Origin of the sequence: Salmonella sp. A7 (genome assembly GCF_020181675.1) — a bacterium.
Taxonomy (GTDB): Bacteria; Pseudomonadota; Gammaproteobacteria; order Enterobacterales; family Enterobacteriaceae; genus Salmonella; species Salmonella enterica.
Genome location: NZ_CP084001.1, coordinates 2,148,115 through 2,174,823, shown reverse-complemented (window position 1 = coordinate 2,174,823; position 26,709 = coordinate 2,148,115). Strand labels below are relative to the sequence as shown.

27 protein-coding genes and 1 other annotated feature are annotated in these 26,709 nt (G+C 52.8%); of the genes, 12 read left to right on the top strand and 15 right to left on the bottom strand.

Going from position 1 to position 26,709, the window contains the following annotated elements; genetic code table 11:
* Positions 1-188: 188 nt before the first annotated feature.
* The 4 genes from pdeR (at position 189) to osmB (ending at position 3,788) form a co-directional block, all read left to right on the top strand.
* The gene (gene pdeR, locus LCS67_RS10655; RefSeq protein WP_000977609.1) at positions 189-2,171 is read left to right on the top strand and encodes a cyclic di-GMP phosphodiesterase; all 1,983 of its coding nucleotides are present in this window, start codon (positions 189-191) and stop codon (positions 2,169-2,171) included.
* 121 nt (positions 2,172-2,292) lie between these two features.
* A complete protein-coding gene (locus tag LCS67_RS10650; RefSeq protein ID WP_001279854.1) occupies positions 2,293-2,472 on the top strand; it encodes a hypothetical protein in 180 nt (59 codons plus the stop codon).
* A gap of 86 nt (positions 2,473-2,558) precedes the next feature.
* The gene (locus tag LCS67_RS10645; protein WP_001088593.1) at positions 2,559-3,311 is read left to right on the top strand and encodes a DNA-binding transcriptional regulator YciT; all 753 of its coding nucleotides are present in this window, start codon (positions 2,559-2,561) and stop codon (positions 3,309-3,311) included.
* A 258-nt stretch (positions 3,312-3,569) separates the two neighbouring features.
* Positions 3,570-3,788: an osmotically-inducible lipoprotein OsmB gene (gene osmB / locus LCS67_RS10640; protein WP_000481166.1), complete on the top strand. Its 219-nt coding sequence runs from the start codon at positions 3,570-3,572 to the stop codon at positions 3,786-3,788.
* A gap of 119 nt (positions 3,789-3,907) precedes the next feature.
* Here the strand turns inward: osmB and yciH are convergent, their stop codons facing one another.
* The 5 genes from yciH to pgpB form a co-directional block, all read right to left on the bottom strand.
* Positions 3,908-4,234, bottom strand: coding sequence for a stress response translation initiation inhibitor YciH (gene yciH / locus LCS67_RS10635; RefSeq protein ID WP_001285199.1), 327 nt, complete (start codon positions 4,232-4,234; stop codon positions 3,908-3,910).
* The gene (gene pyrF / locus LCS67_RS10630; RefSeq protein WP_001551811.1) at positions 4,234-4,971 is read right to left on the bottom strand and encodes an orotidine-5'-phosphate decarboxylase; all 738 of its coding nucleotides are present in this window, start codon (positions 4,969-4,971) and stop codon (positions 4,234-4,236) included. Before pyrF ends, yciH begins: the two co-directional genes overlap by 1 nt.
* 190 nt (positions 4,972-5,161) lie before the next feature.
* The gene (gene lapB / locus LCS67_RS10625; protein ID WP_000891378.1) at positions 5,162-6,331 is read right to left on the bottom strand and encodes a lipopolysaccharide assembly protein LapB; all 1,170 of its coding nucleotides are present in this window, start codon (positions 6,329-6,331) and stop codon (positions 5,162-5,164) included.
* A 6-nt stretch (positions 6,332-6,337) separates the two neighbouring features.
* Positions 6,338-6,646, bottom strand: coding sequence for a LapA family protein (locus LCS67_RS10620; protein WP_000876305.1), 309 nt, complete (start codon positions 6,644-6,646; stop codon positions 6,338-6,340).
* 149 nt (positions 6,647-6,795) lie between these two features.
* Positions 6,796-7,560, bottom strand: coding sequence for a phosphatidylglycerophosphatase B (pgpB, locus tag LCS67_RS10615; RefSeq protein WP_000948636.1), 765 nt, complete (start codon positions 7,558-7,560; stop codon positions 6,796-6,798).
* A 195-nt stretch (positions 7,561-7,755) separates the two neighbouring features.
* On the opposite strand from pgpB, the gene ribA reads away from it, so the two are divergent.
* Positions 7,756-8,346, top strand: coding sequence for a GTP cyclohydrolase II (gene ribA, locus LCS67_RS10610; RefSeq protein WP_001176284.1), 591 nt, complete (start codon positions 7,756-7,758; stop codon positions 8,344-8,346).
* 55 nt (positions 8,347-8,401) lie between these two features.
* Here ribA and acnA read toward each other — a convergent pair whose 3' ends face one another.
* From acnA to topA, 6 genes are all read right to left on the bottom strand, one after another.
* The gene (acnA, locus tag LCS67_RS10605; RefSeq protein ID WP_000099470.1) at positions 8,402-11,077 is read right to left on the bottom strand and encodes an aconitate hydratase AcnA; all 2,676 of its coding nucleotides are present in this window, start codon (positions 11,075-11,077) and stop codon (positions 8,402-8,404) included.
* A gap of 182 nt (positions 11,078-11,259) precedes the next feature.
* Complete coding sequence (gene ymiC, locus LCS67_RS10600) at positions 11,260-11,352, bottom strand: small membrane protein YmiC (protein ID WP_223148964.1); 93 nt, start codon at positions 11,350-11,352, stop codon at positions 11,260-11,262.
* 109 nt (positions 11,353-11,461) lie between these two features.
* Entirely contained in the window at positions 11,462-11,632 is a 171-nt protein-coding gene (locus LCS67_RS10595; protein WP_000029025.1) for a hypothetical protein, read from the bottom strand.
* Entirely contained in the window at positions 11,633-11,773 is a 141-nt protein-coding gene (locus LCS67_RS10590) for a YmiA family putative membrane protein (protein WP_225090914.1), read from the bottom strand.
* A 280-nt stretch (positions 11,774-12,053) separates the two neighbouring features.
* Positions 12,054-13,028, bottom strand: a complete 975-nt coding sequence (cysB, locus tag LCS67_RS10585; RefSeq protein WP_000776232.1) for an HTH-type transcriptional regulator CysB — start codon at positions 13,026-13,028, stop codon at positions 12,054-12,056.
* Positions 13,029-13,431: 403 nt separating this feature from the next.
* Positions 13,432-16,029 carry a type I DNA topoisomerase gene (gene topA / locus LCS67_RS10580; RefSeq protein ID WP_100521864.1) on the bottom strand — a complete coding sequence of 866 codons (2,598 nt, stop codon included), beginning with the start codon at positions 16,027-16,029 and terminating at the stop codon, positions 13,432-13,434.
* Between the two features lie 402 nt (positions 16,030-16,431).
* On the opposite strand from topA, the gene LCS67_RS10575 reads away from it, so the two are divergent.
* The gene (locus LCS67_RS10575; protein ID WP_000548616.1) at positions 16,432-16,683 is read left to right on the top strand and encodes a YciN family protein; all 252 of its coding nucleotides are present in this window, start codon (positions 16,432-16,434) and stop codon (positions 16,681-16,683) included.
* 41 nt (positions 16,684-16,724) lie between these two features.
* On the opposite strand, the gene sohB is transcribed toward LCS67_RS10575, so the two are convergent.
* Positions 16,725-17,771, bottom strand: a complete 1,047-nt coding sequence (gene sohB, locus LCS67_RS10570) for a protease SohB (RefSeq protein ID WP_000422082.1) — start codon at positions 17,769-17,771, stop codon at positions 16,725-16,727.
* Positions 17,772-18,008: 237 nt separating this feature from the next.
* On the opposite strand from sohB, the gene LCS67_RS10565 reads away from it, so the two are divergent.
* Both LCS67_RS10565 and cobO read left to right on the top strand, forming a co-directional pair.
* Entirely contained in the window at positions 18,009-18,770 is a 762-nt protein-coding gene (locus LCS67_RS10565; protein WP_000559313.1) for a YciK family oxidoreductase, read from the top strand.
* On the top strand, positions 18,767-19,357 hold the full coding sequence (gene cobO / locus LCS67_RS10560; protein WP_001278865.1) for a cob(I)yrinic acid a,c-diamide adenosyltransferase: 591 nt from the start codon (positions 18,767-18,769) through the stop codon (positions 19,355-19,357). The genes LCS67_RS10565 and cobO overlap by 4 nt, the downstream gene beginning before the upstream one ends.
* An 86-nt stretch (positions 19,358-19,443) precedes the next feature.
* Here the strand turns inward: cobO and rluB are convergent, their stop codons facing one another.
* From rluB to rnm, 3 genes are all read right to left on the bottom strand, one after another.
* Positions 19,444-20,319, bottom strand: a complete 876-nt coding sequence (gene rluB / locus LCS67_RS10555) for a 23S rRNA pseudouridine(2605) synthase RluB (RefSeq protein ID WP_001291233.1) — start codon at positions 20,317-20,319, stop codon at positions 19,444-19,446.
* A gap of 100 nt (positions 20,320-20,419) precedes the next feature.
* Positions 20,420-21,040, bottom strand: coding sequence for an L-threonylcarbamoyladenylate synthase (locus tag LCS67_RS10550; protein ID WP_000077250.1), 621 nt, complete (start codon positions 21,038-21,040; stop codon positions 20,420-20,422).
* A 7-nt stretch (positions 21,041-21,047) separates the two neighbouring features.
* Positions 21,048-21,929: an RNase RNM gene (gene rnm / locus LCS67_RS10545; protein WP_000500452.1), complete on the bottom strand. Its 882-nt coding sequence runs from the start codon at positions 21,927-21,929 to the stop codon at positions 21,048-21,050.
* A gap of 121 nt (positions 21,930-22,050) precedes the next feature.
* Here rnm and trpL point away from each other — a divergent pair, with 121 nt between their 5' ends.
* From trpL to trpCF, 4 genes are all read left to right on the top strand, one after another.
* The gene (gene trpL, locus LCS67_RS10540; RefSeq protein WP_010989026.1) at positions 22,051-22,095 is read left to right on the top strand and encodes a trp operon leader peptide; all 45 of its coding nucleotides are present in this window, start codon (positions 22,051-22,053) and stop codon (positions 22,093-22,095) included.
* Positions 22,072-22,167 (top strand) — a sequence feature (Trp leader region). (Overlaps the previous gene by 24 nt.)
* Before the next feature lie 22 nt (positions 22,168-22,189).
* Positions 22,190-23,752, top strand: coding sequence for an anthranilate synthase component I (gene trpE / locus LCS67_RS10535; protein WP_001194377.1), 1,563 nt, complete (start codon positions 22,190-22,192; stop codon positions 23,750-23,752).
* Positions 23,752-25,347: a bifunctional anthranilate synthase glutamate amidotransferase component TrpG/anthranilate phosphoribosyltransferase TrpD gene (gene trpD, locus LCS67_RS10530; protein ID WP_000763497.1), complete on the top strand. Its 1,596-nt coding sequence runs from the start codon at positions 23,752-23,754 to the stop codon at positions 25,345-25,347. Before trpE ends, trpD begins: the two co-directional genes overlap by 1 nt.
* A gap of 3 nt (positions 25,348-25,350) precedes the next feature.
* Positions 25,351-26,709 carry a bifunctional indole-3-glycerol-phosphate synthase TrpC/phosphoribosylanthranilate isomerase TrpF gene (gene trpCF / locus LCS67_RS10525; RefSeq protein WP_001195292.1) on the top strand — a complete coding sequence of 453 codons (1,359 nt, stop codon included), beginning with the start codon at positions 25,351-25,353 and terminating at the stop codon, positions 26,707-26,709.

Sequence of the window (26,709 nt, the reverse complement as noted above, 5' to 3'; positions counted from 1 at the left end):
TGCTCTGCGTTTAATCTTATTCAAGCGCCCCATTTCTTGTTATTTTTAGCTGGCGACTATGCTTTTTCCAGAATCTGGATTACATATGAATACATAGATAAAACAATACGTTCAGCCATAATTACCCTTATTTATAACATGGCTAACCTTTCTTTTCGGGCACCTGGCGCTTAAATGGGATGGTATGCATGATGAAACAGATTCAGGAACAAACGGCGCTAAGTCCCCTTCACTCTCACTGGCGTCTGGCTGATAACCGCAACGTGCTGTATCTCTCCCCGACAGGTGAAACGGATACAGAAAAAACGGTCGAGCTATCGCCGGAGCAAGCCGGGCGTATCCGGGAAATAACGGCGATTACGTCCAGTCTGCTGATAACGTTGTTGATAGAAAAACAGGTTACCGTAGTACACCTGGTAGGCCGTAAGATTAATAACCGTGAATGGGCTGGCAGCCTGGCAACCTGGCCTGATACGCCTGCCGTCGCGCCAACGCAGGCGCAGGAGCTCTCTTTTGCCGAGCAAATCGTATCAGAAGCCAACTCAGTCATTGCGATACTGGATAGTCAGGGAAAAATCTGTCGATTTAATCAGTCATGCGAAGAGTACACGGGCTTAAAAGAGCGAGATGTAATTGGTCAAAGCGTCTTTAAATTATTTATGAGTCGCCGGGAGGCGGTTGCCTCCCGGCACTACATTGAGAATTTTTTTCGCAATGGCAATGCCTATGAAATCGAACGCTGGATAAAGACCCGTAAAGGCCAACGCCTGTTCTTATTTCGTAATAAATTCGTCCATAACGGCAGCGGAAAAAACGAAATTTTCCTGATCTGCGCAGGCACGGATATCACCGAAGAAAGGCGGGCTCAGGAGCGTTTACGCATACTGGCGAATACAGACACCGTCACCGGCCTGCCCAATCGCAATGCTATTCATGAATTTATTAATCATGCTATTGCCTCGGCTGGCGAGTCGCAGGTGGGTATCGTTTATCTCGATCTGGATAATTTCAAGAAAATTAATGACGCCTATGGGCATATGTTTGGCGATCAGCTCTTACAGGCCGTTTCGCTGGCGCTGTTGAGTTGTCTGGAGGAAGATCAATTGCTGGCCAGACTGGGGGGAGATGAATTCATTGTTCTCGCTGCCCATACGTCTCAGGCCGCGCTGGAAGCAGTAGCCTCACGAATCCTTACCCGTCTGCGGCAACCGTTTCGTATTGGACTCATTGAAGTTTACACGGGATGCGCTATTGGCATTTCGTTGGCCCCCCGGCACGGACAGGACAGCGAAAGTCTCATTCGCACTGCCGACACCGCAATGTATAACGCCAAAGAAGGCGGCCGCGGTCAGTTCTGCGTTTTTTCGCCGGAAATGAATCAGCGCGTATTTGACTACCACTGGCTGGATACAAACCTGCGAAAAGCGCTGGAAAACGACCAGTTACTTATTCACTATCAGCCCAAAATTACCTGGCGCGGCGAAGTACGTAGCCTGGAAGCACTGGTACGCTGGCAATCGCCGGAACGCGGATTAATTCCGCCGCTGGAGTTCATCTCATACGCCGAAGAGTCAGGACTCATCGTCCCGCTGGGCCGCTGGGTGATTCTGGATGTGGTTCGCCAGATTGCGAAATGGCGCGATAAGGGGATTAACTTGCGCGTAGCCGTTAACTTTTCGGCGCGACAACTGGCCGACCAGACGCTTTTTACTGCGCTTAAACAGGCTTTGTACGATCTGAATTTTGAGTATTGCCCGATCGATGTCGAGCTAACGGAAAGCTGCCTGATCGAAAACGACACGCTGGCGCTATCGGTTATCCAGCAATTTAGTCAGCTCGGCGCTCAGATTCATCTGGATGATTTTGGCACCGGGTATTCTTCGCTTTCTCAACTCGCCCGGTTCCCTATTGATGCCGTTAAACTGGATCAGGCTTTCGTCAGAGATATCCATAAGCAACCGCTGTCGCAATCTCTGGTTCGGGCGATTGTCGCGGTGGCTCAGGCGCTAAATTTACAAGTGATTGCCGAAGGCGTAGAAAATGCTAAAGAAGATGCCTTCCTGACAAAAAACGGCGTCAATGAACGACAGGGCTTTTTATTCGCCAAACCTATGCCCGCCGTTTCTTTTGAACGCTGGTACAAACGTTATCAGACGAAAAAAATGCGTTAATGGCGACGATAATAGGGAGAACAGCCTGTGCAGACAGGCATAGCCCTATTTTTCCCTTCTCTTTTCAGATTAATTTCTGCATCATGAATTGAAACCTTTTCTGACATTAAGGATGACAAACATGTCTGATATCGAAGCACAACGAATTGCCGCACGCATTGATACCGTGCTGGATATCCTTGTTGCTGGCGATTACCACTCGGCCATCAATAACCTTGAAATATTGAGAGCAGAGCTGTTAGATCAGGTTAAAGACGGTATCTCGCCATCCCAGGCTCCCGGGTCGCCCTGGGAAATCTGATAGCGATTATTTGTCCGGGATGGCCGTTAGCCCTTCCCGGCTCTCTGACTGTCTGTTGACTCCTCTTAACGAATAAAATTAATACTATGAACTCCCGACAACAATCAATTTTGCAAATGGTGGTTGATAAAGGCCAGATGAGCGTTGCTGAACTGGCGAAAATTACCGGCGTATCTGAAGTCACGATTCGTCAGGATCTGAATACCCTGGAAAAGCAGAGCTATTTACGCCGTGCGCACGGTTTCGCCGTTTCGCTTGAGAGCGATGACGTAGAGACTCGCATGATGACGAACTACACGCTAAAACGCCGACTGGCGGAGTTCGCCGCCTCGCTGGTCAGTCCAGGGGAATCCGTTTTTATTGAAAATGGCAGCAGCAATGCGCTATTGGCCCGGACGTTGGCGGAACAAAAAGATGTCACGATCATCACCGTGAGCAGTTATATCGCGCACCTGCTCAAAGAAACTCCTTGCGAAGTCATTCTCCTCGGTGGAATCTATCAGAAAAAAAGTGAAAGCATGGTAGGGCCGTTGACGCGACAGTTTATCCATCAAGTGCATTTCAGCAAAGCATTTATCGGTATTGATGGCTGGCAGGCTGATACCGGTTTTACCGGACGCGACATGATGCGATCGGATGTGGTTAACGCTGTTCTGGAAAAAGGCTCAGAAGCGATTGTCCTCACCGACAGCTCCAAATTTGGCTGTGTGCATCCCTATCCCCTGGGCCCGCTCTCTCGCTTTCATCGTGTCATTACGGATTCCAAAATTTCCGCCAGCGATCAAATGCAGTTAGAACATGCGGGGCTGCTAGTCAATGTTATTGGCTCATCCGTTTAAAATATTTCCTGATGGTTTGCCCTATGGCAAATCATCCTCTCTCTAAGACTTTTCTGACATCCCAATTAAGACTATTTACCTGTTGTAACGAGCGTAACGTCGTAAAATTAATATTAGCGAAATAACAGGAAGTGACTATCACCTGCGTGATATACCCCTGCGCAATCAGGTTTTACGGAAAATCTCTTAACAGGTTTTATTTTAACTATAGTTATAGTGAGCTTAATTCCGTGAATCGTTAATTCAGGAGAGAGTATTATGTTTATGACGAGCAAAAAAATGGCCGCTGCTGTGCTGGCAATCACCGTAGCAATGTCTCTGAGCGCCTGCTCAAACTGGTCCAAGCGCGATCGCAACACGGCTATTGGCGCAGGTGCGGGGGCGTTAGGCGGCGCAGTGTTAACGGACGGCAGTACATTAGGCACCCTGGGCGGCGCGGCGGTCGGCGGCGTGATTGGTCACCAGGTTGGAAAATAATCCAGACGTTTAAATATTGAACGGCTCAAAATAATACGTTTATTCTTTTCAGGTCTGGATTACAAAAATAGACAAAGTTGACTTTTACGCCACGGTAATTTACAACCGTGGCGTTTTCATTAGCCGCCAGCTAATTTTACTTTCATTCCTTTAGCTTCCAGCAATGATTTTATCAAGTCGCGTTTATCACCCTGAATTTCAATAATCCCTTCTTTTACTGCCCCGCCACAGCCGCATTTTTTCTTCAGTTCAGCCGCCAGTTTGGTTAATTCCGCATCATTCATCTCGATACCGGTAATCAAACATACGCCTTTACCCTTACGGCCACTGGTTTGACGCTGAATGCGAACGATACCATCCCCTTTGGGACGAACCGGCGCCGTTTTAGGTTCTTCAATGCGCCCCGTCTGTGTTGAATAAACCAGACGACTATTGGAATCGCTCATTATGCCTCCCGTTTCAGTGACGCGTTAATATCCTTCAGCGTTTGCGCCGGATCTACCGATTGCGTAACCGGGCGGCCAATCACCATATAGTCGACGCCGGCGGATAATGCCTGTTCGGGCGTCATAATGCGTCGCTGGTCGCCTGCCTCGCTGCCTGCGGGCCGAATGCCCGGCGTCACCAGCTTAAATGCAGCGCCAAAGGCCTGTTTAAATCTGACCGCTTCCTGAGCGGAACAGACCACGCCATCCAGCCCGCATTGCTGCGTCAGGCGCGCCAGCCGCTCCGCATGTTCCGCCGGTGACAACGTCACGCCCAGATCGCGCAGATCGCAGGTTTCCATACTGGTCAACACGGTCACGGCAATGAGCAACGGCGCATCTTTACCGAATGGCGCCAGCGCGTCGCGCGCTGCGGCCATCATTCTCGCCCCGCCAGACGCGTGAACGTTTACCATCCAGACGCCCAGGTCTGCCGCTGCGGCGACTGCCCGGGCCGTGGTGTTGGGAATATCATGAAATTTTAGATCAAGAAAGACATCAAACCCACGCTGCTGGAGATCCCGAACGAGCTGTGGACCAAACAGCGTGAACATCTCTTTGCCTACTTTTAAGCGACAATCGCGAGGATCGATTTTATCGACAAACGCCAGGGCTTTATCGCGTTCATGGTAATCCAACGCCACAACGACAGGCGATTCAGTAATAGCGCAGGAAGAAGATGAAGCAGTAAACGTCATGACCAGACCTTCTTGATGATGGGCACCGGAAGTGGCGCAAATTGGATAAACGGCGTGCATTCTACCTGCGGCGCAGGGAAATTAACAGGTTCGATTGACAACCTGATAAGCCTTGGTCGCCGATGCCAGCGTTGTTTTTAGTTTTACATCATTAAGTATGTTGTAACTAAAGTGAAGCTTTTTTTATATACTACTGCCCATCAAGTCCGCGAATAGGTTTAATGGTCGACCATGCCCGGCAGGACGGACAGTGCCAGTACAAGGTATAGGCGGTAAAACCGCATTTCTGACAACGATACCGCGGTTTACTGCGCACCTGCTCGCCAACCATATCACGCAGTACCATCAGGCTTTCTTTCGCTCGCCCTTCTTCCGCCTCGTTGAGATGGTAATCCATCAGCTTATGGAACACCCGCATGGTAGGATGTCGCTGTAGCTGACGTGTGATATAGACTTGAGCTGCGTCACTACCTTCACGCGCTTCCAGAATATCGGCAAGCATTAACTCAGCGCCAGCACCGGTATTCTCCTCAACGGCGCGACGTAAAAACTCCGCCCACTCGGCATTTTTACCGAGCTGTTGATAACAGGTTTGCAGCATCTCCAGCGTTTCGCTGACCAGCTCTTTATCCTGAACGATCACACGTTGCAGGCTTTCGACCGCTTTGGCGTAATCCCCTCTCGCCATATAAACGCGCCCCATCATGATAGACACCCGGGCGCTATTTTTATCTGCGGCGGCACCTTTTTTCAGCAACGCCATCGCGCGATCCATGTCGTCGTTGCCCATTTGCTGTAACGCTAACTCACAGTAAAAATGGGCGATTTCGATACGCTGTTTATCTTTGCCCAGTTTCACCAGCCGTTCTGCTACTTCGATCGCCTTTTGCCAGTCGCTGGTTAGCTGATAGATTTGCAAGAGCTGCTGTAACGCGCCTACGCGAAATTCCGTTTCGTCGGTAAGTTGGTTAAACATATCTTCCGCGCGGTCATATAAACCGGCGGCCATATAGTCGCGCCCCAGTTGCTGAACAGCCAGTAAACGCTGTTCATAGGTCAATGAAGCGCTTTCCATGAGCGTTTGATGAATACGAATGGCGCGATCGACTTCGCCTCGTGAGCGAAACAGATTACCGAGAGTGAGATGAGCCTCAACGGTGCCGGTATCCTCTTTAAGCATATCGAGGAACAGATCCACCGCTTTATCTTGTTGGTTACTCAGCAGGAAGTTAACCCCTGCGACATAATCGCGCGACAGGCGGTTAGCTTCATCCTGTTTTGTTTGTTGCGCACTTCTGCGACCCATATACCACCCATAGGCAGCGGCTACAGGCAACAGCAGAAATAACAACTCCAACATAAATGATTATTCCTTTACAACCGACGAATCGGCAGGGACCGCAACGTCGGTTGCTGGCGAAAGCTTGTTTTCCAGTCGTTTAATTTTACGTTCAGCACGGGCAAGGGAAACGCGGACCCGCAGCCAGAACAGGCCGCAAATCAGCCAGCCAATCGCAAAACCGACGGCGAACAACACAGCAAGCAACGTGGAGATACGATACTCCCCTCGCGCCAGCAGGTAGTTAAACGTCACCTGTTGATCATTCTGCGCGCCCAGCGTCACCGAAATAACAAAAATCGCCAATACCAGTAAGAAAATGAGTAAATATTTCACATTACTTCCCGTTATGTGGTTTGCGCGAATAAATCGTGTCCAACTTACCGCATCCAGCCTTCTAAATTACCATTTTCCCGCCTCGCGCGAAATGGAAATGCGCCCGCCATCAGATGATTTAAGGGCAATAGTCAGAAAATCAACCGTTGTCAGCTTTCCTGCTCGCGTTCAGCAATTTCTTGCGCTTCTTCACGAGGCGGCATAAGCGGCCCGCAAATTCGCTGCGCCAGCCAGGTCGCCAGGGTAACTAATAGCCAGGAGATGAGCGTGGCGACCACTAAATCTCGCGGCCAGTGCATTCCCAGAAGTAAACGGCTGCCCATTACGCCGGTCGCCCAGACTAACAAAAACGCGATGGTGAAAGTCCGTCTGCGCGGCCATAACAGACCCACGGCCAAAAGCGCCCAGCTCGCTGCAAACATGGTGTGTCCGGAGGGAAACGCAAAACCCGTCTCTTTTTGCCAGTGCTGACGCAGGAAAACGGGGATGTTCTGTTGCCCGGCCAACTGCTCTTTCACTAAATGTCCGCGTTCTGTACGCTTTAAAGTGTAGAACTCATCGACGGGAATATGGTGCGTTTTTTCAAGCCAGACCACAAATGGCCGCGGCTCCTGTACGCGCTCCTTTACCCATGACTTCACGCCCTGCCCGACGATAATCGCCCCACCGAGAATCGCAAACAGCATAATGGCGGCGCGCAGGCGAAATCGCAGGCACCATAAGAACCATCCACAAAGAATTACATGCGTGATAACGCCCCAGGGTTTGGTCACGGTTTCCGTTATCCAGAATAGCGTTTTTAGCCACCAGACCTGATGTCCTGGCTGCCACTGCCAGCCTGATACCCATACGGCAAGCGGCATGATAAGCAACAGGGCGGCGCCTGCCGCGGTGCGCTTCGCAATTGAAAGCATGGATGCTCCTTTTATAAGTAAGTATCACAATCATAACTGAAAATTCTCGCCGGACTGGAAAATTGACAAATTTGTGCCATTCCTGAGCAATTACGTGGTAGTGATTAGGTGATGACCGCCGCCTTATGGCAAAATAGCGGGATACAATCCAACAGGCGACGACACCGCAGGCGTCAGCATAATCTGGAGAAATACATGCAGCTTAAACGTGTGGCAGAAGCCAAACTGCCAACCCCATTGGGTGACTTTCTGATGGTGGGATTTGAAGAACTGGCAACCGGACACGACCATGCCGCGCTGGTTTTTGGCGATATTTCAGGTAAAACGCCGGTACTGGCTCGCGTTCATTCCGAATGTCTTACCGGGGACGCGCTTTTTAGTCTGCGCTGTGACTGTGGTTTTCAACTGGAAGCCGCGCTGACGCATATTGCGGAAGAAGGACGCGGTATTCTGATTTACCACCGTCAGGAAGGCCGCAATATCGGCCTGCTTAATAAAATTCGCGCTTATGCGTTACAGGATCAAGGCTATGACACGGTGGAGGCCAATCATCAGCTCGGCTTTGCCGCCGATGAGCGTGATTTCACCCTGTGCGCGGATATGTTCAAATTACTCGGCGTGGATGAAGTTCGCCTGCTGACCAATAATCCGAAGAAAGTCGAAATACTGACCGAGGCGGGAATTAATATCGTGGAACGCGTTCCGCTCATTGTGGGTCGTAATCCAAATAATGAGCATTATCTCGATACTAAAGCCGCCAAAATGGGCCACCTGCTAAGCAAGTAAGCCACCGGTATTAAAGCGCGGGCCTGCCTGTTTACGGCAGGCCCGATAAACGGCTTTAGTTCAGCATATTTCTAATGACATAGTGCAATATGCCGTCATTCTGGTAGTAAGTCAGCTCGGTGGCGGTATCAATGCGACAGCGACAAGGTACCGTTTCTTTGCTGCCGTCCGATCTCGTTAACGTCACCGGAATGGTCGCGCCAGGGCGCAGGTTTTGCAGATCCGCGATATCAATCACCTCTTCCCCGGTCAGTCCCAGCGTTTTACGCGTTACGCCCTGTGGAAACTCCAGCGGCAGGATCCCCATCCCAATCAGGTTTGAGCGGTGGATACGTTCGAACGACTCGGCGATCACCACGCGGATACCTAACAGCCGCGGACCTTTTGCCGCCCAGTCACGGCTCGATCCCGACCCATACTCTTTCCCGGCAATCACCGCCAGCGGCGTTTTTTCCTGCTGGTAGAGCATCGCGGCATCATAAATCGACATCGCTTCCGTACCCGGCAAATGCCGCGTCATCCCACCTTCGACGCCGGGCAGCATTTCGTTGCGAATACGAATATTGGCGAACGTACCGCGCATCATCACTTCATGGTTGCCGCGTCGTGATCCATAAGAGTTAAAATCCTTCCGCTCAACGCCGTGGTTTTGCAGATAGCGTCCGGCGGGACTGTCCGGCTTGATACTGCCGGCCGGAGAAATATGGTCGGTCGTTACCGAATCCCCCAGCATCGCCAGGATACGCGCGCCGTGGATATCTTTGACTGGCGCAGGCTGGGCCTGCATTTCATCAAAGAAAGGCGACAGGCGAATATAGGTTGAATCCGACTGCCAGCCGTAGGTATCGGACGATTCAACCTGAATCGATTTCCATTCTTCCGTGCCCTCAAACACTTCCGCATACTCTTTACGGAACATATCCGATGATACCAGTTCAACGGCGCGGGCAATTTCCTGCGCCGAAGGCCAGATATCCTTCAGGTATACCGGATCGCCTTTACGATCATACCCCAGCGGGTCTGTCGCGAGGTTAATATTCATGTTTCCGGCCAGCGCATACGCGACCACCAGCGGCGGCGACGCCAGCCAGTTCGTTTTCACCAGCGGATGGATACGCCCTTCAAAATTTCGGTTACCGGAAAGCACGGCCCCTACCGTCAGATCGCCTTTTTTAATCGCGGTCTCAATAGGCTCCGGCAACGGACCGGAGTTCCCGATACAGGTCGTACAGCCATAACCGACCAGGTTAAAACCGAGTTCATCCAGATAAGGCGTAAGTTTGGCCTGCGCCAGATAGTCAGATACCACTTTTGACCCCGGCGCCAGAGAAGCCTTGACCCACGGTTGACGCTTCAACCCCAGCGTTACTGCTTTTTTCGCCAGTAATCCCGCCGCCATCAGCACGCTGGGATTCGAGGTATTCGTGCAGGAGGTGATGGCGGCAATGACGACAGCGCCATCCGGAAGCTGATATGGCTGTCCGTTCATCGTATAGTCAACCGGCTGGCGATCTCTTTGCGCGGTATTCAGCTCCAGCTCGGCGCTGGCGGCAAAGGCTTTCGGCACATCGCCTAACGCCACGCGATCCTGTGGGCGTTTCGGCCCGGCCAGGCTGGCCTCGACATCGCCCATATCCAGTTCCAGAGTACTGGTAAATACCGGTTCGTCTCCGGGATTGCGCCACATTCCCTGCGCCTTCGCGTAGGCTTCAACCAGCTCGACCAGATCGTCGCTACGCCCGCTTAATCGCATATATTCCAGGGTGATGGCGTCAATGGGGAAAAAACCACAGGTGGCGCCATATTCCGGCGACATATTAGCGATGGTCGCGCGATCCGCCAACGGCAGCGAATCCAGACCATCACCATAAAATTCAACAAACTTACCCACGACGCCATGCTTACGCAGCATTTGCGTGACGGTTAGCACCAGGTCAGTGGCGGTGATCCCCTCCCGAAGTTTACCGGTTAACTTAAAGCCGACGACATCCGGGATAAGCATCGACACGGGCTGACCAAGCATCGCCGCTTCCGCTTCGATACCGCCCACGCCCCACCCCAATACGCCCAGACCATTAATCATGGTCGTATGGGAGTCAGTCCCCACCAGCGAGTCCGGGTAAGCAATCCACTCCCCGTCCTGTAATTCGCTCCAGACGGCTTTACCCAGGTATTCCAGGTTAACCTGATGGCAAATGCCGGTTCCGGGTGGCACCACGCTGAAACGACTGAATGCTTGCTTTCCCCATTTCAGGAACATATAACGCTCATGGTTACGTTCCATTTCCAGCCGCACGTTTTCTTCAAACGCATCGTCATCGCCGAAATGATCGACCGTCACAGAGTGGTCAATAACCAGATCAACCGGCGATAACGGGTTCACTTTCGACGTATCGCCGCCGAGGCGTTTAACGGCTTCACGCATCGCCGCCAGGTCGACAACGGCAGGCACGCCGGTAAAGTCCTGCATCAGGACACGGGCGGGCCGCCAGGCAATTTCACGATCGGCATGGGCATTTTTAAGCCAACCGGCCAGCGCCTGAATATCTTCATCAGTCACAGATTCGCCGTCCTGCCAGCGCAACAGGTTTTCCAGTAACACTTTAAGTGATTTGGGCAAACGGGCGATATCGCCCAGGGATTTGGCAGCCAGCGGCAGACTGTAGTAATGATACGTTTTATCTTTGGCCTGCAATGTATCCTTACTGGCTTCTCGTAGGGTTGACGACATAGCTCCTCCTTAAATGACAGGGTTGCGTTACCCTGATTCTCCACAGGGTTGTATTAAAGATAACACAAACAAAATGTAACGTTTTGATAACAACCCAAATTGCTAAAAGAGGAGAAACCTAACAGGCGAGGAGCGAAGATGAAAAAGCCCGATAAATAGCGCATTATCGGGCTTTGACGAGATTAGACGGCAATCCAGATTAACTCGGCCCAGAACAGTAGCGATAATATAAACGCGCCAGTCCATGACCAATACTTTATATTTGACGTTAACATAGGCGACACCAACTGTGTTTAATCAATACTGAGAGGCGCTCAGCACACGGTTGCTGCGGTGTAATAAGACAGCGTTAATAAAACAGTAACGCCAATAAAAAGACGAATATTATTTTTGTGACACCTCGTCAGCAAAAGCATCAATAAATGCCCGCTGCTGCGGTGTGAGCGTCCAGTGTTGCGGAACAGACCGGAAAACGGTCGTATCCGGGGTGTTATCATCGTCACAAGATTGAATCGGGGGCGCGACCACGCGCTCGCGTTCCGACGTAATGCTCACTTAGCCCCACCAATGCCAGATAACAAGCGCTACCACTACCCAGAACAACGCAGAACCCACAAAAACCGCCAGCCATGCTTTACGTTTGAGCTCAGGGTCGCGGCGCGGTTCCTGGTTTACAGAAGGCATTACTAACCTCATGCTATCGGTATCACTTATCATTTCAGCACCAAACAATCGGTACAATTAATCATCAGATGAGACAAATCCTAAATAAACTTTAGTCAAAAATCCAGTCAATTTACGAATCGTTGCCAGTGAATAAATCAATCTTTTGACTCAAGATAACTATTTGGAAAAAGAAACTGGCGGGACGGGTAATTCAACACTATTTTGCTGATCATTACCCGTAATACTTTGAGGGATATTGCAAAAAGCGGCTTTGTCTGCCATGCCACTACGACACAAACCGACGGTGCTATTACTTTTCAGGCAGCTTTATATCCTGAAACATCGCTTCAATTTCTTCATTAGAACGCAACGCCACCGCCGTATCCACCACATCACGCGTCAGATGCGGCGCAAAACGCTGGATAAAATCGTACATATAGCTGCGTAAAAAAGTACTACGGCGAAAACCAATTTTTGTGGTGCTGTGGCTAAAAATATCGTGCGCGTCAATCCGCACTAAATCAGGATCGGCAAGCGGATCGACCGCCATGCTGGCAATGACGCCAACGCCCAGCCCCAACCTGACATACGTTTTAATCACATCCGCATCGGTTGCTGTAAAGACGATCCGCGGCGTTAACCCTGCGCGATTAAAAGCGGTATCCAGTTCGGAACGCCCGGTAAAGCCGAAGGTATACGTCACCAGCGGATACTTCGCCAGCGCTTCAATCGTTACGGAAGACGTTGCCGCCAATGGATGATCCGGCGTCACCACTATCGAACGGTTCCAGTGATAGCATGGCAACATCACCAGATCGTCATATAAATGCAGCGCTTCCGTGGCAATCGCGAAATCGGCGTTCCCTTTCGATACCGCTTCCGCAATCTGCGTTGGCGACCCTTGGTGCATATGCAGCGAAACGCGCGGGTAACGCTCGATGAAGCCTTTAATCACGCCTGGCAATGCGTAACGCGCCTGAGTATGGGTAGTGGCAATATAGAGCGAGCCTTTATCCGGCCAGGTGTGCTCGCCGGCGACCGACTTAATGGCATCGACTTTGGAAAGCACCTCACGCGCAATACGAATAATCTCCTGTCCTGCGGGCGTCACCTGAGTCAGATGCTTACCGCTGCGGGCGAAAATCTGGATGCCAAGCTCATCTTCCAGCATCCTAACCTGCTTGCTGATCCCCGGCTGGGAAGTATACAACCCCTCAGCGGTAGAGGAGACGTTAAGGTTATGATTAACCACTTCAACAATGTAACGAAGCTGCTGCAATTTCATAATACATCATCCAGATTAGCGCCATCAGGCCATCGTTTATCTGCAGACTTAATCGGGCTGCTAATACGATTTAATAATAAAAAAGGTGTTAACTATAACCACTATATCATTTATATCTGAACTGTATAGCCAGCGCGATAAAATAATAAGGCCGCTATACCCAAAATAATTCGAGTGCTTAAAGGCGGCAAGAGAGTGAGTCCCCAGGAGCATAAGGTGACTGGGATGAGCGACAAATCTGCCGGGAGCAGATTTGAACGTCGCGTGCGACGGCCCGTCAGGACGAGGCCCATGGATGGGCCGAGTAATCCGTAGCCAACACATAAGCCACTTTAAATATGAAGGGTATATAAAAAAGGGCCGCTTACGCGGCCCGCTTGACTATAGTGACGACAGGCAGGGGTTATTTCTTGCCTTCAACCCACTTGCCGTCGACGAAGAACGCTGACCATCCCGTCGCCTTCCCGTCTTTTTCCGCCGCAACGTACTGCTGTTTTGTTTTGCGGCTAAAGCGAACAACGGTTTTATTGCCTTCCGGATCCTGCTGCGGCGCATCCGCCAGATAACGCAGTTTTTCCGGCAGGCGATCGCGGAACCGGCATAGCTCCTCGACTAATGGCGCGCGCGTTTCGCGTGATTTCGGGAACGTATTGGCCGCCAGGAATATCCCTGCGGCACCATCGCGCAGCACAAAGTACGCGTCCGATTTTTCACACGGCAGTTCCGGCAATGGAACAGGATCTTCCTTCGGCGGCGCAACTTCGCCGTTACGCAAGATCTTACGGGTATTTTTACATTCGTCGTTAGTACAGGCCATGTACTTACCAAAACGCCCCATTTTCAGGTGCATTTCGGAACCACATTTCTCACACTCAACGATCGGGCCGTCATACCCTTTGATGCGGAACTCGCCTTCTTCAATCTCGTAGCCGTCACAGGTCGGGTTATTACCACACACATGCAATTTACGCTTCGGATCGATCAGATAGCTGTCCATCGCCGTACCGCACTTCTGACAGCGACGTTTGGCGCGAAGGGCGTTGGTTTCGGCGTCGTCGCCTTCCAGCACGTTCAGAACTTCATTTTCCGGCACCAGGTTAATGGTCGTTTTACAACGCTCTTTCGGCGAAAGCGCATAACCTGAACATCCAAGGAAAACCCCCGTACTGGCAGTACGAATTCCCATTTTACGGCCACAGGTTGGACAGTCGATGCTGGTCAGCACCATCTGGTTAGGACGCATCCCCCCTTCTTCCGGATCTTTCTCGGCTTTATCGAGCTGCTGAGTAAAATCGCTGAAGAAGTTATCCAGCACCGCTTTCCACTCGGCCTGGTGATTTGCAACCTGATCCAGACTATCTTCCATCTGCGCGGTAAAATCGTAGTTCATCAATTCGCGGAAGTTTTCTTCCAGCCGATCGGTGACGATTTCACCCATTTTTTCCGCATAGAAGCGACGGTTTTCAACGCGAACATAGCCGCGATCCTGAATGGTCGAGATAATCGACGCATAGGTAGACGGACGACCAATACCGCGCTTCTCAAGCTCTTTAACCAGAGAAGCCTCGCTAAACCGGGCTGGCGGTTTAGTAAAGTGCTGAGCAGGCGTCAATTCAACTAGCGTCAGCGCATCGCCCTTATTCACGGCAGGCAATGTGCGATCTTCATCGCCTTTACGCAGCGCCGGCATCACTTTTGTCCAGCCGTCAAAGCGCAAAATACGCCCACGCGCTTTCAGACGGAATTCGCCTGCGCCAACGGTAAGCGTAGTAGAGTCATATTGCGCTGGCGTCATCTGACAGGCGACAAACTGACGCCAAATTAGTTGATACAACTTCTGCGCGTCAGCCTCCATGTCTTTCAGCGACTCCGCCATGACAGCAACGTCGGAAGGACGGATCGCTTCGTGCGCTTCCTGAGAGTTTTCTTTGCTGGCGTACTGGTTCGGGTTATCCGGCAGGTATTTCTTGCCGAAATTATCGCCAATATAACCACGCACCATGTTGACCGCATCCTGACTCAGGTTGGTGGAGTCTGTACGCATATAGGTGATGTAGCCCGCCTCATACAGACGCTGCGCCATCATCATGGTTTTCTTCACGCCAAAGCCCAGCCGGGTGCTGGCCGCCTGTTGTAGCGTGGAGGTGATAAACGGCGCGCCAGGTTTGCTGCTGGTCGGTTTGTCTTCACGCTCCAGTACGCTATAGCGCGCTTTTTCCAACAAGCTGACGGCGGCAAGCGTCTGCTCGCGATTTACCGGCCGGAATGGCTTGTCGTTCTGATGCGTGACCTGTAGCGGTAGCGCCTCGCCAGACGGCGTCGTCGTATTAGCGTCAATTTCCCAGAACTCTTCCGGAACAAACGCTTTAATCTCGCGCTCGCGCTCAACGACCAGACGGACCGCGACAGACTGAACGCGACCTGCCGACAAACCACGGGCGATCTTTTTCCACAGCAGCGGCGAGACCATATAGCCTACCACGCGGTCCATAAAGCGGCGCGCTTGCTGGGCGTTGACCCTGTTAATATTCAGCTCGCCCGGCTGTTCAAACGCCTGGCGAATGGCATTTTTGGTTATTTCGTTAAAGACTACGCGACTGTAGCGCGCGTCATCGCCGCCGATCACTTCCCGCAGGTGCCATGCAATGGCTTCCCCTTCGCGGTCAAGGTCGGTTGCGAGATAGATGTGGTCGGCTTTTTCCGCCAACTGTTTCAGTTCAGAGACGACCTTCTCTTTACCGGGCAGCACTTCATAGTGCGCATCCCAGTTGTGCCACGGATCAACCCCCATACGGTTGACGAGAGCGCCACGTTCATCCTTTTTGGGCTTTTTAGCCGTTTTGGTGGAGGTAGAGTCGGCGCTCTTTTTAGCTGCTGAGCCACTGGTCGGCAAATCACGGATATGACCCACGCTGGATTTCACCACGTAGCCATTACCCAGATACTTGTTGATCGTTTTGGCTTTTGCCGGGGACTCAACGATGACAAGAGCTTTACCCATATTCACCTTTACCTAAGTTGATTCTTCCAGGAATGCGTCGCATGTTGATTCACCTTCCACTGGCGACGAGACAACGATATATGGTCTCTGCGTCTGCGGATATCAACCCCTTGTACTGGCTTTGTGTACGAAATGTAACCCTCAGGTGACTGAGTTAACAGGCTTTTTTGCACACACGCGCTATAGCACGACGGAATTTTGGTCGAATGTCAAGCAATTCTGTTGCCAGATTGACGAAAGCGTCACACTGTACCTGATAAAATTCGATACGCAACTTTATTAGCATGCAAAAACAAATCTTGCCAGTGAACGCAACATGACAAATCCATCAATTTCCTGTGAGAATATTTGCCCATCAGAAGTGCTCAGCGTAGACTAATCTCCTTGTTTAAGGAGTAAAAAATGCATAAAGAGACGCAACCTATCGATCGCGAAACACTGTTGCTTGAAGCCAACAAAATTATTCGGGAACATGAAGACACGATGGCAGGTATTGTCGCCACCGGCGTAACGCAGAGAAATGGCGTGCTGGTTTTCAGCGGCGATTACTTTTTAGACGAGCAAGGGTTACCGACCCCTAAAAGCACCGCGGTGTTTAACATGTTTAAACACCTGGCGCATGTGCTGTCTGAGAAGTATCACCTGGTTGATTAATCCATGCCGGATGGCACTGAATGCCATCCGGCAATAGCGGTTTACATCAACGGCTTTTGTCCACGCTGCCACCAGCGCAGCAGCAGCCGATCCGCGCTTTCCGCCGCGCTGCCGGTAACACGATCGATCAGTTTTTTACGCTGCATATAGCGCACATTCAGCACCTCGCGCCCTTCCATCAGGCCGAGAATAACCTCATCGCTGGTGTTAATCTCATCAACCAGCCCCTTCTCCAGCGCCTGCTGACCGTACCAGTGTTCGCCCGTGGCGACCTGTTCAATGTCCAGAGCCGGACGCATCCGTTGCACAAACTCTTTGAACAGATGGTGCGTTTCGTTGAGATCTTCACGAAACTTCTGCCGCCCTTCTTCCGTATTCTCGCCTAACAATGTCAGGGTACGTTTGTACTGCCCTGCGGTATGCAGTTCAATATCAATGTCTTTACTTTTGAGAAAGCGGTTAAAGTTCGGAATTTGCGCGACAACACCAATTGACCCCACAATAGCGAACGGCGCCGCAATAATTTTTTCCGCCACGCAGGCCATCATGTAGCCTCCGCTTGCCGCGACTTTATCCACCGTCACGGTCAGCGGAATATTTTTATCGCGCAGGCGCTGCAATTGCGATGCCGCCAGGCCATAGCCATGCACAACGCCGCCGGGGCTTTCCAGACGCACAACCGCCCGATCGCCGGGTTTCGCCACTGCCAGCACCGCCGTGACCTCTTCGCGTAACGCATTAACTTCGTGAGCGTCCATACTGCCTTTGAAATCTATCACCCATACGCGCGGTTTGTCCGATGTCGCAATGTCCCCCAGCTTCGCTTTCGCTTTGGCGGCTTTCGCCTCCTGCTTATGCTTTTTTTTCTGCGCTTTATGCCACAGTTTTTGCTGATGGCCATCCATCAACGCCGCAGCAAGGTCATCCTTCATCTCCTGATACTGCTCGCTCAAATTGGTCACGCGCAGCTCGCCGCGCTGACGTTTGCGTTGCGTAGCATTCACGATCAGCAACACAATGACGGCAATGGCCACCACAACGGTGACGATTTTTGCCAAAAATAAGCCATATTCAGACAACAATTCCACGACTCCCACCTTGATTAAATAACGCGACTTGCGCTCAGTGTACAACAGGCATCGAAGCCAGTCTCTCTTCATCCGTATGCCTGTTGAGGAAGAAAAAGTATGACAAGACGTTCATTTTACGGCGTTATCGCCCCTGTCTGATTGAAAAAAAAGGCGCTTTCAGGCATAAACCCGAAAAGTTAACGCGAAGATAAGACAACCTGGCAGGACGGTGTACCACGCCGTTGAGGAGTAGCCATGCATTACCAACCGAAACAAGATCTATTGCAAAACCGCATTATTCTGGTCACTGGCGCCAGCGATGGCATTGGGCGGGAAGCCGCGCTCACGTATGCGCGTTACGGCGCAACGGTGATTCTGCTGGGACGCAACGAAGAGAAACTGCGTCGGGTCGCGCAGCACATTGCTAACGAGCAACATGTTCAACCACAGTGGTTTACGCTCGATCTGCTGACCTGCACCGCTGAAGAGTGCCGGCAAGTGGCCGACCGCATCGCCGCGCACTATCCCCGCCTGGATGGCGTCCTGCATAATGCCGGGTTACTGGGAGAAATCGGTCCAATGAGCGAACAAGATCCGCAGATCTGGCAGGATGTCATGCAGGTAAACGTTAACGCTACCTTTATGCTCACCCAGGCGCTGTTACCGTTATTATTGAAGTCCGATGCCGGCTCGCTGGTCTTTACGTCATCAAGCGTTGGCCGTCAGGGGCGCGCCAACTGGGGCGCCTATGCCACCTCGAAGTTTGCTACTGAAGGAATGATGCAGGTGCTGGCGGACGAATACCAGAACCGTTCTCTGCGTGTTAACTGCATTAACCCGGGCGGCACGCGCACCAGTATGCGCGCCAGCGCCTTTCCGACGGAAGATCCACAGAAATTAAAAACGCCTGCCGATATTATGCCGCTTTACCTGTGGCTTATGGGCGACGACAGTCGCCGTAAAACCGGTATGACCTTTGACGCCCAACCGGGCCGTAAACCAGGAATCGCCCAATGAGTGATGAACGTTATCAGCAGCGCCAGCAGAAGGTAAAAGATCGGGTTGACGCCCGCGTCGCCCAGGCACAGGAAGAGCGCGGTATTATTATCGTGTTTACTGGCAATGGTAAGGGCAAAACCACGGCGGCTTTCGGGACTGCCGCCCGCGCCGTAGGACACGGTAAAAGCGTAGGCGTGGTGCAATTTATTAAGGGCACCTGGCCCAACGGCGAGCGTAATCTGCTGGAACCGCATGGCGTCGAATTTCAGGTGATGGCAACGGGATTTACCTGGGAGACGCAAAATCGCGAGGCAGACACCGCAGCATGTATGGCCGTTTGGCAGCATGGGAAACGGATGCTGGCCGATCCGCTGCTTGATATGGTGGTCCTGGATGAGCTGACCTATATGGTGGCGTATGACTATTTGCCGCTGGAAGAGGTCATAAGCGCGCTAAACGCGCGCCCTGGTCACCAGACGGTGATTATTACAGGTCGCGGCTGTCATCGGGATATTCTTGATCTTGCGGATACCGTCAGCGAACTGCGTCCGGTTAAACATGCTTTCGACGCGGGCGTAAAAGCCCAGATGGGAATTGATTATTAACCGTAGGCCGGATTAAGGCGTTTGCGCCGCCATCCGGCACAAACCCTCTTGTCTGATGATTCTCGGCCTATAGACCGTGGTAGAGATTACCCGTTGTTATTACGCCCACCGGAGCGGCGTCCGCCAGCTATCTGGCTGTGGCGTTTTACCGCCCGACGGATCTGGTTCGCTTTCATACGACGACGGTCTTTTTCGACGGCAACCTTCGACGAGGTTTCCGGCGGGAGCTCTACCAGACCACGCAGATAGTTCGTTTGTGCGAGGTCGAGCTCAGTCCAGCCGCCGCGCGGCAGGCCTTTCGGCAGCGGGATATCGCCGTAACGAACGCGGATCAGACGGCTGACCTGAACACCTACCGCTTCCCACAGTCGGCGAACTTCGCGGTTCCGCCCTTCCGTCAGCGTCACGTTATACCACTGGTTAATGCCTTCGCCGCCGCTGAATTTAATGGTCTTAAATGCCGCCGGGCCATCTTCCAACTGTACGCCACGGCTTAAATCACGCAGTTTCGATTCATCCACCTGACCGAACACGCGCACGGCATATTCACGTTCAACTTCACGACTAGGATGCATCAGGCGGTTCGCCAGTTCACCGTCGGTGGTAAACAACAATAGCCCGCAGGTGTTGACATCCAGACGTCCTACCGCAATCCACCGCGCGCCGCGCAGTTTCGGTAAGCGATCAAAAACGGTTGGCCGCCCTTCAGGGTCATTGCGGGTACACAGTTCACCTTCTGGTTTGTAATAGGCCAGAACGCGGCAAATTTGTTCCGCCGACTCTTTCACCGAAATCAGGTGACCGTCGATACGGATTTTCAAACCGGGAGTGACTTCAACACGATCGCCAAGCGTGGCGATTTTACCGTCAACGCTGACACGTCCCGCTTCAATAATGGATTCGATTTCACGGCGAGAGCCGTGGCCAGCGCGCGCCAGCACTTTTTGTAACTTTTCGCTCATAGAGCTTCCTTCAGGTGTCGCCTTCACAGGCGTCGAACAGGAGAATGAACGGCGCGTTGCCGCGCCATTTTAAGGCCGCGTAGTATACAGGCTTACACCCTTATAAGAAAGGTGTAACGTCGCCGACGCCTTCGCGCAGCACCACCGGGGAGTCATTGGTCAAATCGATTACCGTGGTAGGCTGTTGACCGAGGTAACCGCCGTGGATGATCAGATCCACCTGCTTCTCCAGCCGATCTTTAATCTCCTCCGGGTCCGACTCGGTAAAGTCGCTGCCAGGCAGCATCAACGACGTCGAGAGCATCGGTTCGCCCAGCGTATCCAATAACGCCAGCGCAATCGGGTTTGACGGTACGCGCAGGCCGATGGTTTTACGCTTTTCCTGCAACAGACGGCGCGGCACCTCTTTTGTCCCCTTGAGGATAAAGGTGTAATTACCCGGCGTATTGTTTTTCATCAGACGAAACGCCACGTTGTCGACGTAGGAATAGGTCGACAACTCGGACAAATCGCGGCACATCAGCGTGAAGTTGTGGCCGTCCGGCAGATGACGGATGCGGCAAATGCGCTCCATTGCGCCTTTGTCTTCAATTTTACAACCAAGGGCATAGCCGGAATCGGTTGGATAAACAATAACACCGCCTTTACGCACAATGTCGACGGCCTGATTAATCAGCCGTTGCTGTGGGTTATCCGGATGGATATAAAAAAACTGGCTCATACTTCCCTCACTGTGATATTTGCGGCTGTTCCCATGTCTGCCATACGCCTTCAACGCCAGCGGGCAGCCAGAGTTTACGCCCCAACTCAATCCACGGGCAGGGCTGATGGAAATCAGATCCAAGCGATGCCCATAAATGATGCTGACGCGCAAGCGTCGCCAGTTGGGTGCGTTCATTGGGCGATTGTTGGCACTGCGCCACTTCCATCGCGTCGCCGTGATGGTCGGCAAAATGCGCCACTAATCTTTTCAGCCACTTAGCGCTAAGGTCGTAGCGTCCCGGATGGGCCAACACCGCCTTACCGCCAGAATGATGAATGACATCAATAGCTTGTTCTATTGTACACCACTGCGGCGGAACGTAACCGGTTTTCCCACGCGCGAGATATTTTTTAAAAACCTCCGCCATGGTCGCGGCTTTGCCGCACTCCACCAGAAAGCGGGCGAAGTGGCCGCGCGTCACCGCGCCGCCATTGGCCAGTCTCAATGCCCCTTCCCACGCGCCGGGAATATGGGCTTTTTCCAGACGCTCCGCAATGAGCCGACCGCGTGCTTGACGCCGCTGTGTCTGCTGCGCCAGAAAATCGCGCATTGCCGGGTGCGCAATATCAATATTCAGACCCACAATGTGAATCTCATGATTCTCCCAGACCGTTGAAATCTCCACGCCGGGAATAAGATTCAGGGCCAGCCCGGAACGTGAAATTTCTTCTCTTGCCGCAGGAATCGCGGCTGTGGTGTCATGATCGGTAATCGCCAGCGTGCCGACTCGCATCTCTACCGCACGGTGTACTAATGTTTCTGGCGTCAACAGTCCATCGGACGCCGTGGTATGACTGTGCAGATCGTAAATCACTGCGTAATTCGTGTCGCTCAAGGCGGCTCCCATAGAGATAAAGGTATGTCATGTACATCATAACGGTTCCGGCAAATATACTGAAATAGGTGTTGACATTATTCCATCGAACTAGTTAACTAGTACGAAAGTTCACATGAAGAGGGTATCTAAAATGGCAGCGACATTTGCATTACACGGTTGGTGGCGCACTTCCTGATAGCGGGCGGTGTATGAACAGCTGTAATCAGCCAAACGATACCCGGCCCGCCTGTTAAGCGGGCTTTTTTTTGAACAAAATAATGAGAATAACCATGCAAACACCAAAACCCACGCTCGAACTGTTGACCTGCGATGCCGCCTACCGGGAAAACCCAACGGCGCTTTTTCACCAGGTCTGCGGCGATCGCCCGGCAACGCTGCTGCTGGAGTCCGCAGATATCGACAGTAAAGACGATTTAAAAAGCCTGCTGCTGGTAGATAGCGCGCTGCGCATTACCGCTCTGGGTGACACTGTCACTATTCAGGCGTTATCTGATAATGGCGCCTCGTTATTACCGCTACTGGATACCGCCCTGCCCGCTGGCGTGGAGAACGAAGTCCTGCCTGCCGGTCGCATTCTACGCTTTCCGCCCGTCAGCCCATTATTAGATGAAGACGCCCGTTTATGCTCTCTGTCGGTATTTGATGCGTTCCGCCTGTTACAGGGAGTGGTGAACATACCGACGCAAGAGCGGGAGGCTATGTTTTTCGGCGGTCTGTTTGCCTACGACCTGGTCGCTGGCTTTGAAGCGCTGCCACACCTTGAGGCTGGCAATAACTGCCCGGACTACTGCTTTTATTTAGCGGAAACGCTGATGGTGATAGACCATCAGAAAAAAAGCACCCGTATTCAGGCCAGTCTGTTCACCGCCAGCGACCGGGAAAAACAGCGCCTGAACGCCCGCCTGGCCTATCTTAGCCAACAGTTAACCCAGCCTGCGCCGCCGTTGCCGGTGACGCCGGTGCCGGACATGCGCTGCGAATGTAATCAGAGCGATGACGCGTTCGGCGCGGTGGTACGCCAGTTGCAAAAAGCCATCCGCGCGGGGGAGATATTTCAGGTGGTGCCGTCGCGCCGCTTTTCATTGCCCTGCCCGTCGCCGTTGGCTGCCTACTACGTGCTGAAAAAGAGCAACCCCAGCCCGTATATGTTCTTTATGCAGGATAATGATTTCACGCTTTTCGGCGCGTCGCCGGAAAGCTCGCTGAAATATGACGCCACCAGCCGTCAGATTGAAATTTACCCCATCGCGGGTACCCGTCCACGCGGTCGCCGCGCCGATGGTACGCTGGACAGAGATCTCGACAGCCGTATTGAGCTGGACATGCGTACCGACCATAAAGAGCTTTCCGAACATCTGATGCTGGTCGATCTGGCGCGCAATGACCTGGCGCGCATCTGTACGCCGGGCAGTCGCTACGTTGCCGATCTGACAAAAGTTGACCGCTATTCGTACGTGATGCATCTGGTTTCCCGGGTGGTGGGCGAACTGCGTCACGATCTCGACGCGCTGCACGCCTATCGCGCCTGCATGAACATGGGCACCCTGAGCGGCGCGCCGAAAGTACGCGCCATGCAGTTGATTGCCGATGCGGAAGGACAGCGCCGCGGCAGCTATGGCGGCGCTGTCGGTTACTTCACCGCCCACGGCGATCTGGACACCTGTATTGTTATCCGCTCCGCGCTGGTGGAGAACGGTATCGCCACCGTACAGGCGGGCGCCGGAATCGTGCTGGACTCTGTTCCGCAGTCTGAAGCCGATGAAACCCGTAATAAAGCGCGCGCCGTATTGCGTGCTATCGCCACCGCGCATCATGCACAGGAGACCTTCTGATGGCTGATATTCTGCTGCTCGATAACATCGACTCGTTTACATGGAACCTGGCAGATCAGCTACGGACCAACGGTCATAACGTGGTGATTTACCGTAACCATATTCCGGCACAGACGCTTATCGATCGCCTGGCGACAATGAAAAATCCGGTGCTAATGCTCTCCCCCGGTCCGGGCGTTCCCAGCGAGGCAGGCTGTATGCCGGAGCTGCTGACCCGACTACGCGGCAAGTTACCGATCGTCGGCATTTGTCTGGGGCATCAGGCGATTGTCGAAGCTTACGGCGGTTATGTCGGTCAGGCGGGAGAAATCCTGCATGGCAAAGCCTCCAGCATTGAGCATGACGGTCAGGCGATGTTCGCCGGGCTGGCGAATCCGCTACCGGTCGCGCGTTATCATTCGCTGGTCGGCAGTAATGTTCCTGCCGGGCTGACCATTAACGCCCATTTCAACGGCATGGTGATGGCGGTACGTCATGATGCGGATCGCGTTTGCGGTTTTCAATTTCATCCTGAGTCCATCCTGACGACACAGGGCGCGCGTCTGCTGGAGCAAACATTAGCCTGGGCGCAGCAAAAGCTGGAACCGACCAACACCCTACAGCCGATTCTGGAGAAACTCTATCAGGCGCAAACTCTGACGCAACAAGAGAGCCATCAGTTGTTTTCGGCGGTCGTCCGCGGCGAACTTAAGCCTGAACAGCTCGCTGCCGCGCTGGTGAGCATGAAAATTCGCGGCGAGCATCCCAATGAAATTGCCGGCGCCGCCACTGCGTTGCTGGAAAATGCCGCCCCGTTCCCGCGCCCGGAGTATCTGTTTGCGGATATCGTTGGTACCGGCGGCGATGGCAGTAACAGTATCAATATCTCTACCGCCAGCGCCTTTGTCGCGGCGGCCTGTGGACTGAAAGTGGCGAAACACGGCAACCGCAGCGTGTCCAGCAAATCGGGGTCATCCGATCTGCTGGCGGCATTCGGTATTAATCTGGATATGAACGCCGATAAATCACGTCAGGCGTTAGATGAACTGGGCGTCTGTTTCCTGTTCGCGCCGAAATATCACACCGGATTCCGTCACGCGATGCCGGTTCGCCAACAGTTAAAAACGCGAACCCTGTTCAACGTACTCGGCCCGCTGATCAACCCGGCGCATCCGCCGCTGGCATTGATTGGCGTCTATAGTCCGGAACTGGTGCTGCCGATTGCGGAAACCTTAAGGGTACTGGGCTATCAGCGCGCGGCGGTAGTACATAGCGGCGGCATGGATGAGGTTTCGCTCCATGCGCCGACGATTGTCGCGGAGCTGCATGACGGCGAAATTAAAAGCTATCAACTTACGGCGGAGGATTTTGGCCTGACGCCTTACCATCAGGATCAGTTGGCTGGCGGCACGCCGGAAGAAAACCGTGACATTCTGACGCGGTTATTACAAGGTAAAGGCGATGCCGCGCATGAGGCCGCCGTCGCCGCCAACGTGGCGATGCTGATGCGTCTGCATGGTCAGGAAGATCTCAAAGCCAACGCGCAAGCCGTGCTTGATGTTCTGCGCAACGGCACCGCATATGACAGAGTCACCGCACTGGCGGCAAGAGGGTAAATAATGCAAACCGTTTTAGCGAAAATCGTCGCAGACAAGGCGATTTGGGTAGAAGCCCGCAAACAGCAACAGCCGCTGGCCAGTTTTCAAAATGAGATCCAGCCAAGTACACGCCATTTTTATGATGCGCTCCAGGGCGCGCGTACCGCCTTTATTCTGGAGTGTAAGAAAGCATCGCCATCAAAAGGCGTGATTCGCGATGATTTCGATCCGGCGCGTATTGCCAGTATTTATCAACATTACGCCTCGGCAATCTCGGTGCTCACCGACGAAAAATATTTTCAGGGGAGCTTCGATTTTCTGCCGGTCGTTAGCCAAAGCGCGCCGCAGCCGATTCTGTGTAAGGATTTTATTATCGATCCCTATCAGATCTACCTTGCCCGTTACTATCAGGCCGATGCCTGTTTACTGATGCTCTCGGTTCTGGATGACGAACAGTATCGCCAACTCTCCGCCGTCGCGCACAGTCTGAAAATGGGCGTGCTCACGGAGGTCAGTAATGACGAAGAACGGGAGCGCGCGATAGCGTTAGGCGCAAAAGTGGTAGGTATCAACAATCGCGATCTGCGCGATCTGTCGATTGATTTGAATCGCACCCGCCAGCTGGCGCCAAAACTGGGCCACGGCGTGACTGTCATCAGCGAGTCCGGGATTAACACCTATGGTCAGGTACGCGAACTGAGCCACTTCGCCAACGGTTTTTTAATTGGCTCGGCGTTAATGGCGCATGACGATCTTAACGCCGCCGTCCGTCGCGTGCTGCTTGGCGAGAATAAAGTCTGCGGCCTGACCCGCGCCCAGGACGCTAAAGCTGCCTGTGACGCTGGCGCAATATATGGCGGGTTGATTTTTGTACCCTCATCTCCGCGCGCGGTGAGCGTTGAGCAGGCGCAAGAAGTGATAAGCGCCGCGCCATTGCAGTACGTCGGCGTTTTCCAGGACGCTGATATCGCCGATGTTTGCCAGAAAGCTGCCGTCCTGCCGCTTTCTGCCGTACAGCTACATGGCAGCGAAGACCAGGCGTATGTCAACGCGCTGCGCGAGGCGTTGCCCAAACAGGTGCAAATCTGGAAGGCGCTGAGCGTTAGCGATGCCCTTCCCGCACGCGATTACCACCATGTCGATAAATACATTTTCGACAATGGGCAAGGCGGCAGCGGGCAGCGCTTCGACTGGTCACTGCTACAGGGGCAACCGCTGGATAATGTGTTACTGGCGGGCGGGCTGGCGGCCGATAACTGCGTCCAGGCGGCGCAAGTCGGCTGTGCCGGTCTCGATTTTAATTCAGGTGTGGAGTCACAGCCGGGCATCAAAGATGCTCGTCTTCTGGCCTCGGTTTTTCAGACACTGCGCGCATATTAA

Coding starts and splice junctions, on each gene's coding strand:
- pdeR (WP_000977609.1), top strand. CDS start 189: ATGATGAAACAGATTCAGGAACAAACGGCGCTAAGTCCCCTTCACTCT.
- LCS67_RS10650 (WP_001279854.1), top strand. CDS start 2,293: ATGTCTGATATCGAAGCACAACGAATTGCCGCACGCATTGATACCGTG.
- LCS67_RS10645 (WP_001088593.1), top strand. CDS start 2,559: ATGAACTCCCGACAACAATCAATTTTGCAAATGGTGGTTGATAAAGGC.
- osmB (WP_000481166.1), top strand. CDS start 3,570: ATGTTTATGACGAGCAAAAAAATGGCCGCTGCTGTGCTGGCAATCACC.
- yciH (WP_001285199.1), bottom strand. CDS start 4,234: ATGAGCGATTCCAATAGTCGTCTGGTTTATTCAACACAGACGGGGCGC.
- pyrF (WP_001551811.1), bottom strand. CDS start 4,971: ATGACGTTTACTGCTTCATCTTCTTCCTGCGCTATTACTGAATCGCCT.
- lapB (WP_000891378.1), bottom strand. CDS start 6,331: ATGTTGGAGTTGTTATTTCTGCTGTTGCCTGTAGCCGCTGCCTATGGG.
- pgpB (WP_000948636.1), bottom strand. CDS start 7,560: ATGCTTTCAATTGCGAAGCGCACCGCGGCAGGCGCCGCCCTGTTGCTT.
- ribA (WP_001176284.1), top strand. CDS start 7,756: ATGCAGCTTAAACGTGTGGCAGAAGCCAAACTGCCAACCCCATTGGGT.
- acnA (WP_000099470.1), bottom strand. CDS start 11,077: ATGTCGTCAACCCTACGAGAAGCCAGTAAGGATACATTGCAGGCCAAA.
- ymiC (WP_223148964.1), bottom strand. CDS start 11,352: ATGTTAACGTCAAATATAAAGTATTGGTCATGGACTGGCGCGTTTATA.
- LCS67_RS10590 (WP_225090914.1), bottom strand. CDS start 11,773: ATGAGGTTAGTAATGCCTTCTGTAAACCAGGAACCGCGCCGCGACCCT.
- cysB (WP_000776232.1), bottom strand. CDS start 13,028: ATGAAATTGCAGCAGCTTCGTTACATTGTTGAAGTGGTTAATCATAAC.
- topA (WP_100521864.1), bottom strand. CDS start 16,029: ATGGGTAAAGCTCTTGTCATCGTTGAGTCCCCGGCAAAAGCCAAAACG.
- LCS67_RS10575 (WP_000548616.1), top strand. CDS start 16,432: ATGCATAAAGAGACGCAACCTATCGATCGCGAAACACTGTTGCTTGAA.
- LCS67_RS10565 (WP_000559313.1), top strand. CDS start 18,009: ATGCATTACCAACCGAAACAAGATCTATTGCAAAACCGCATTATTCTG.
- cobO (WP_001278865.1), top strand. CDS start 18,767: ATGAGTGATGAACGTTATCAGCAGCGCCAGCAGAAGGTAAAAGATCGG.
- rluB (WP_001291233.1), bottom strand. CDS start 20,319: ATGAGCGAAAAGTTACAAAAAGTGCTGGCGCGCGCTGGCCACGGCTCT.
- LCS67_RS10550 (WP_000077250.1), bottom strand. CDS start 21,040: ATGAGCCAGTTTTTTTATATCCATCCGGATAACCCACAGCAACGGCTG.
- rnm (WP_000500452.1), bottom strand. CDS start 21,929: ATGGGAGCCGCCTTGAGCGACACGAATTACGCAGTGATTTACGATCTG.
- trpE (WP_001194377.1), top strand. CDS start 22,190: ATGCAAACACCAAAACCCACGCTCGAACTGTTGACCTGCGATGCCGCC.
- trpD (WP_000763497.1), top strand. CDS start 23,752: ATGGCTGATATTCTGCTGCTCGATAACATCGACTCGTTTACATGGAAC.
- trpCF (WP_001195292.1), top strand. CDS start 25,351: ATGCAAACCGTTTTAGCGAAAATCGTCGCAGACAAGGCGATTTGGGTA.